The following is a 7,025-nucleotide window of genomic DNA, read 5'->3' as shown; positions in this document are numbered from 1 at the left end:
TTCGGGTTCACTTCAAAATAAGTTAGTCTTTTTATTCGTAGAAAAACGATTGCGGATTTTGTCTAATGAAAATAATTGTATAATTCAGAAAAATACTTATAATCAAATCTAAGAGGTGATTCAGGTGTCAGAAAAAATAATAATAGATGTAAAAAACCTAACAACAAAAGGACTGGAAACGAGAGAGAAGTTATTGTGTGCTGCAGAAGAGGTATTTGGTAGTAAAGGATATTATGAGGCTTCTATCGTGAATATTACGCAAGAAGCAAAGGTAGCACACGGAACTTTCTATAATTATTTTCCAGCTAAAAAAGATATATTTGATGAATTAATTCGCAAGTTTAACCGTGAATTACGCTTAATTATTAAAGAAGAAATGAAGGGAGGATCTAGTTATGAGGAAGCGCAAAGGAGAGGTTTTCAAGCATTTTTCCGTTGGGTAAAAAAACGCCCCAATTTATATAATATAGTGCAACAAGCAGTTGTTGTTGATAATGAAATATACAAATGGTATTATGCAAAACTTGCAACGGGATTTGTTAAAAGTTTATCGGCAGGTATAGAAGCGGGAGAATTTAAAAAGCTTGATACAGAAACAATTGCATATTGTCTTATGTCAATTGGACAGTTTCTTGGTATGAGATGGGGACATTGGGAGGGGCAAGAAGTTCCAGAAGTTGCTTTTGAAGCAGCGATGTCATTAATATTTGAAGGATTGAGAAAGAGATAAGGGGGTGGAAAAATATGCAAGGTATCGCTTATTGGATTGAAAAACGAGCATATTTACATCCAGATCGCATTGCTGTTATTACGGAAAAAGAGGAAATAACATATAAACAGTTACATGAGTATGTGAGTAATGTAGCAGCATATTTAAGCTACGACTTAAATATACAAAAAGGTGAGAGAATAGCTATTTTATCACAAAATAGCTTGGAATATATTGTACTTTTATTTGCTATAGCGAAAGTAGAATGTATTGCTGTTCCACTGAATATACGGTTAACAGAAAATGAACTTATATTTCAATTAAAAGATAGTGGAGCAACCGTGTTATTTGTTGAAGAACAATTTCAAAACATGAAATTGTTAATGGAGCATATGTCATATGAAAAACGAGTAATATCGCTCTGTAGTTTAAAAGAAATTAAAGGCCGTAATATTCACTTTTTTAAGGAAATAAATGAAAACGCTCCCTTTATTATATGTTATACATCTGGTACAACAGGGAAACCAAAAGGTGCTGTGTTGACACAACAAAATATGTTTTGGAATGCTCTTCATAATATGTTAGCTATTGATTTGACTTCACAAGACCGCTCTATTGTATTATTACCTTTATTTCATATTGGGGGAATTGGCTTATTTGCATTTCCAACTTTGTTTGTAGGTGGCATGATCATCATCCCAAAAAAATTTGAGCCAACAATTGTACTTTCTCTAATAGAAAAATATAAAGTGACTGTTGTAATGGGGGTACCTACTATTCATCAAGCTTTAATGAATTGCTCAAAGTTTGAAACTACAAATTTACAATCAGTTCGTTGGTTTTATAATGGCGGTGCCCCTTGTCCAGAAGAGTTGATGAAAGAATTTATTGATAGAGGGTTTTTATTCGGTCAAGGTTTTGGCATGACTGAAACATCACCAACCGTATTTATGCTTTCGGAAGAAGATGCCAGATGTAAAATAGGCTCAATTGGAAAACCTGTTCTGTTTTGTGAATATGTACTTATTGATGAAAACAAAAATAAAGTTGAAGCTGGTGAAGTGGGAGAGTTAATTATAAAAGGACCGAATGTAATGAAAGAGTATTGGAATAGGCCAGATGCAACAGTAGAAACCATTCAAGATGGTTGGTTATATACAGGTGATTTAGCTAAAGTTGATGAAGATGGTTTTGTATACATTGTTGGGAGAAAAAAAGAAATGCTTATTTCAGGTGGTGAAAATATTTATCCACTTGAAGTAGAGCAAGTCATTAACAAGCTTTCAGAGGTATGTGAAGTGGCCGTCATTGGTATGAAACACTCGACATGGGGAGAAGTTCCAATCGCCTTTATTGTGAAAAAGGGTAGTAGTGTATTAACGGAAAAGGAGGTCATTGAACATTGTCGTTTATTTCTAGCAAAATATAAAATACCGAAAGAAATTGTTTTTCTAAAAGAATTGCCTAAAAATGCAACGGGTAAAATTCAAAAAGCAAAATTAGCAAATCAATTAAAAAGTAGGTGAAGAGATGACTATATATAGCGCTGGTCAACAGGCGTCATGTAGTAAAACAATAACAGAAACGGATTTTGTATTATTTGCAGGTTTGAGTGGGGATTTTAATCCGATTCATATTGATCATGAGTATGCGAAACAAACTAGATTTAATCAAAGGATTGCACATGGTTTATTAACTTCAAGTTTATTATCTCAATTGCTTGGGATTCATTTACCTGGAAAAGGATCCGTTTATATGGAACAAACTATTAAATTTACAGCACCAGTTTTTATAGGAGATACGATTACAGCTACGGCTACAGTACAAGAATTTATTATAGAAAAGAGAGTTTTGAAATTGTTAACGCAGTGTCATAACCAAAAAGGAGATTTAGTATTAACAGGTGTAGCTACTATGATGGTGCCAATAGAAGGGGGAGTAGTCTAATGAATATTGGGGTTGAAGCGACTGGAGTATTCTTCCCAAAAGACATAGAGACGGCTGCAGATTTATCTAAAAAAACAGGTATCCCTGAGAATATTATTATAGAAAAATTTGGGTTATATGAAAAACATGTTGCAGACGAAACGATGCATGCATCAGATTTAGCTATTGCTGCTGCAAAGCCAATATTATTAAAAGTTGATCCTCAATCTATTGATGTAGTTATTTATTTTGGCAGCCCACATAAAGATTACCACGTATGGTCTAGTGCCCCAAAAATTCAGCATGAACTTGGATTGAAAAATGCTTATGCTTTTGAAATTATGAATGTTAGTTCTTGCTTTCCAATTGCTCTCAAAGTCGCAAAGGATATGCTCTACTCTGATAAATCAATTGAAAATATATTATTAGTAGGTGGGTGTAAAGAATCCCAAATTGTAGATTATGATAATCCACGCTCACGTTTCATGTTTAATTTCGCTGATGGAGGAAGTGCAGCTTTAGTAAAAAAGGGAGCTAGCAGCGGTGAAATATTAGGCAGTGCAATTATAACGGATGGTTCATTTCATGAAGATGTTCGTATTCCGGCTGGCGGATCGAAACAGGTTGCTAGCTATGATACGGTGGAGAATCGGCAACATTATATCGATGTAATAGATCCTATCAGTATGAAAGAACGTTTAGATCCGGTTTCAACGCCTAATTTCGACAAGGTTATTCGAGAGGCGTTAAGAAAAAGCGGATTAACTCCTAAAGATATTAAAGTGTTGTTACCACTGCATACAAAACGTTCTATGTTAATAGAATTGTTACAGGGGCTAGGGCTAGCAGAGGAACAAGTTATATATTTAGATCATTATGGACATATGTCAGCGCTAGATCCGTGTATTGGCTTACACTTTGCAAATGAACAAGGAAAATTACAACCTGGAGATATTGCAGTGGCTGTTAGTGCAGGTACTGGGTATACTTGGGCAGCTACTGTAATTAGATGGTAGTAAGCATGAATTTTATCAAAAAAATTATATGTTGTTTTTTCAGTGTTACTCTGGGTCTAGGGGTGTTTGCTTCTGTAGGAAGTGCCTCTGCTGTAAAATATGTGAAATCATGGGGGAGTGAGCTAGATACTTCTAAGTTATTAAGGACACCTGTGGCAATGGCAAGGGATACAAAAGGATTTTTGTATGTTGTTGATATGGGAAATAATCGGGTTTTGAAAATAGATAAAAATGGAGAAGTTGTTAACGCTGTAGGAACTTTAGGTGAAGGTCCGGGACAGTTTAATATGCCATTTGGTATTGCTGTTGATAAAGAAGGTAATATTTTAGTTGCGGATACAGCGAATTATCGTATTCAAAAATTTAATGAGGAGTTTCAATTTATTAAAAGTTGGGGTACGAAAGGTAAAGGAAGTGAGCAGTTCTCGTTTCCTAGGGAAATTGCAGTAGATAGCGATAACGATTACTATATTACGGATGAATACAATCATCGTATTCAAAAATATAGCCCAGATGGGCAGTATATTCAAACAATAGGGAGTTATGGAAAGGCGAACGGAGAAATGGCTTTACCACAAGGAATCGCGATAAATAAACAAGACGAGGTCTATATTGCAGACACATATAACAATCGTATTCAAGTGTTTGATAAAAAAGGGGAGTTTCAGCGAGTAATCGGAACAGGAATTGCAGGTTTAGGCCCATATCAATTCTACCATCCAAGAGGAATAAATTTTGACTCAACATCTGGATCGCTATATGTAGCAGATACATATAACAATCGGATAATGAAATTTACAAATAAAGATCAATTTTTATATACAGTAGGTAACTTTCCACAGTTTGTGTATCCTAATCAGGTTCTTCCGGATGATAAAGGGAATATCTATATAACGGATACGGGAAATAATCGTGTACTGTTATATAATGAGGTAGGCTTAACAGCGGTAATGAAGAAAACCATAGGTAATGAAAGGAATGGAAATACACAATATGCAGGACCTTATGATGTTGAAAGAGACACGAATGGAAATGTTTTTGTATCTGATTCCTTTAATCATCGAATTTTGAAATATGATATATCTGGGAAGATTGTTGGGAAGTGGGGAAGTTTATTTGGTATTGGTGGGCCACTTGGGTTCGGAAGTCTTCCAGGGCAGTTTTTTGTTCCAAGACAAATTGCAACGGATCGTTACAATAATGTGTATGTATCTGATTCTGTAAATCATCGTATCCAAAAATTCACTAATTCAGGGATAGTGCTTGCTTCATATGGTTCATTTGGAGTATTACCAGGTTTTTTTCAATTTCCATCTGGAATAGCTATTGATAGTAAAGGAAACATATTTATAGCTGATTCAGAAAATCATCGCATTCAAAAATTTAATCCATTCTTTGTATATATGAAAGAATGGGGAAGAAAGGGAAGTGGAGAGGGAGAGTTTTTTCAACCTATGCAATTAGCAATTGATTCAAAAGATAATGTTTATGTTGTTGATCGGATTAATAATAGGATTCAAAAATTTAATAATGAGGGTAAATTTATTACAAAATGGGGTACAAATCATGGGGCTGGAAACTTAGATCCACTAGAAAATTGGAGAGAGGGTCCAGGAGATCTTTTTTTGCCAATAGGAATTGAAATCGATATAAATAATACGGTTTATGTCACAGATACTTCAAATAATCGTGTGAATATTTATAATGAAAATGGGGGTTTTTTAGAGTCTTTTGGAAGTTTTAATGGTATGTCAGGGCAGTTTTTCTCACCACAAGGAATAGATGTAGATAGCCAAGGGAATATAATTATTACAGATGGTTTACTCCAAAGAATTCAAATGTTTAAGAAAGCTAATTAATATTGGATACTCAAAATAATTGTTAGAAAGGATAGAAGTTTAATAGAGTGGGAATGCGGTTAAAATATTTATATAAAATTGTAAAGGTGTTTAATGGAAAGCGGAGAAGATACATTTATACTAATAATCTTGTCTATATTATTCAAAGAAAAAGTCATAATTACGGGTGGATAACTTTGGCGTGTTTGATTCTATCAGAAAGTAAAGTATGGGGAGGATCACAATGTCGATGAAAAAGCGTAAATGGCTAAAGACGATGTTTACTGGTTGTGTTTTAGGTTCATTATTAATAACGGCAGCTTGTTCAGGGAAGAAAACAAATACAGAGGATGAAAAAACGATTAAGGTAGGAGTCCTTGCTTCTTTAACTGGACCGCTAGAATCGTATGGAAAACAAACAGTGAACGGATTTGAATTAGGATTAGACTACGCAACTGGTGGAACTGGGAAAGTCGAAGGGAAGAAGATTAAGTTTGTTGTAGAAGATACGGAAACGAAAGCAGATGTAGCAGTTAAAAAAGCTACGAAATTATTAGAAGAAGAAAAAGTAGATTTTTTAGTTGGATCATCAAGTTCAAGTGATACATTAGCAGTTTTACCACTTGCGGGGGAATATGAAAAAATTATGGTTGTAGAACCGGCAGTAGCTGATAGTATTACCGGGAAGAACTGGAATAAATATATTTTTAGAACAGGTAGAAATTCATCTCAAGATGCAGTCGCTGGTGCTGCGGCCATTGCTAAAAAAGAGGTGAAAATAGCAACGCTAGCTCAAGATAATGCATACGGTCGTGAAGGGATTGCTGCATTTAAAGCGGGTGCAAAAAAATTAGGTGCGAACATTGTAAATGAGCAATACGCAGATACGAATTCAACAGATTTTACAGCAAATATTCAAAATATCATTAGTTCAAAACCAGATTACTTATTTATCGTTTGGGCAGGGGCAAATTCACCTTGGAAACAGTTAAAAGATATGAATGTGGAAGCGCAAGGTATTAAAATATCTACTGGAGCGCCAGATATACCAGCATTAAAAACAATGGATGCATTAGTAGGTATGCAAGGTTTTTCTGTATATTATCATACACTTCCAAAAAATAAAGTGAATGATTGGCTAGTTGAAGAGCATAAAAAACGTTTTAATGGTGCAGTACCAGATTTGTTTACAGCAGGAGGAATGTCAGCTGCAATTTCTATTGTAGAAGCCTTAAAGAAAACAAAAGGTGATACAGATGTAGATACATTGATTAAGAAAATGGAAGGAATGGAATTCGATACACCAAAAGGAAAGATGAAGTTTAGAGAGAAGGACCACCAAGCGATGCAAACGCTTTATTCTATCACATTGAAAAAGCAAGATGGTGTTGATTATCCGGTGCCAGTGTTAGACCGAGAATTAACGATGAAAGAGACAGAACCACCAGTTCAAAATAAATAGACTGAATTTTCTGTTGTTTTTGTATAAAGAGGGGATTCCCTCTTTATACGTATTTCTTTCATACTCATGGCTTT

6 protein-coding genes are annotated in these 7,025 nt (G+C 34.7%); all 6 read left to right on the top strand.

Translation table 11 applies throughout. The features are described from left to right. Window positions 1-124 precede the first annotated feature (124 nt). Window positions 125-730, top strand: a complete 606-nt coding sequence (locus COK05_RS14170) for a TetR/AcrR family transcriptional regulator (protein ID WP_141539096.1) — start codon at window positions 125-127, stop codon at window positions 728-730. A 14-nt stretch (window positions 731-744) separates the two neighbouring features. Further along, window positions 745-2,235, top strand: a complete 1,491-nt coding sequence (locus COK05_RS14165; protein ID WP_098613081.1) for an o-succinylbenzoate--CoA ligase — start codon at window positions 745-747, stop codon at window positions 2,233-2,235. Window positions 2,236-2,239: 4 nt separating this feature from the next. After that, window positions 2,240-2,656: a MaoC family dehydratase gene (locus COK05_RS14160; protein WP_098613080.1), complete on the top strand. Its 417-nt coding sequence runs from the start codon at window positions 2,240-2,242 to the stop codon at window positions 2,654-2,656. After that, window positions 2,656-3,651, top strand: coding sequence for a 3-oxoacyl-ACP synthase (locus COK05_RS14155; RefSeq protein WP_098613079.1), 996 nt, complete (start codon window positions 2,656-2,658; stop codon window positions 3,649-3,651). Before COK05_RS14160 ends, COK05_RS14155 begins: the two co-directional genes overlap by 1 nt. Window positions 3,652-3,713: 62 nt before the next feature. Continuing rightward, complete coding sequence (locus COK05_RS14150) at window positions 3,714-5,510, top strand: 6-bladed beta-propeller (protein ID WP_098613083.1); 1,797 nt, start codon at window positions 3,714-3,716, stop codon at window positions 5,508-5,510. Between the two features lie 223 nt (window positions 5,511-5,733). Next, window positions 5,734-6,951, top strand: coding sequence for a substrate-binding domain-containing protein (locus COK05_RS14140; RefSeq protein ID WP_098613077.1), 1,218 nt, complete (start codon window positions 5,734-5,736; stop codon window positions 6,949-6,951). Window positions 6,952-7,025: the final 74 nt, after the last annotated feature.

This window comes from Bacillus cereus, from assembly GCF_002567495.1.
Classification (GTDB): Bacteria; Bacillota; Bacilli; order Bacillales; family Bacillaceae_G; genus Bacillus_A; species Bacillus_A cereus_AQ.
Note: the sequence above shows the minus strand (reverse complement) of the source record. Positions and strands in the feature narration are given on the sequence as shown.

What these genes read in the sequence shown, in the direction of transcription:
- COK05_RS14160 (WP_098613080.1), top strand. Translation starts at nt 2,240, where the DNA reads ATGACTATATATAGCGCTGGTCAACAGGCGTCATGTAGTAAAACAATA.
- COK05_RS14140 (WP_098613077.1), top strand. Translation starts at nt 5,734, where the DNA reads ATGTCGATGAAAAAGCGTAAATGGCTAAAGACGATGTTTACTGGTTGT.
- COK05_RS14165 (WP_098613081.1), top strand. Translation starts at nt 745, where the DNA reads ATGCAAGGTATCGCTTATTGGATTGAAAAACGAGCATATTTACATCCA.
- COK05_RS14155 (WP_098613079.1), top strand. Translation starts at nt 2,656, where the DNA reads ATGAATATTGGGGTTGAAGCGACTGGAGTATTCTTCCCAAAAGACATA.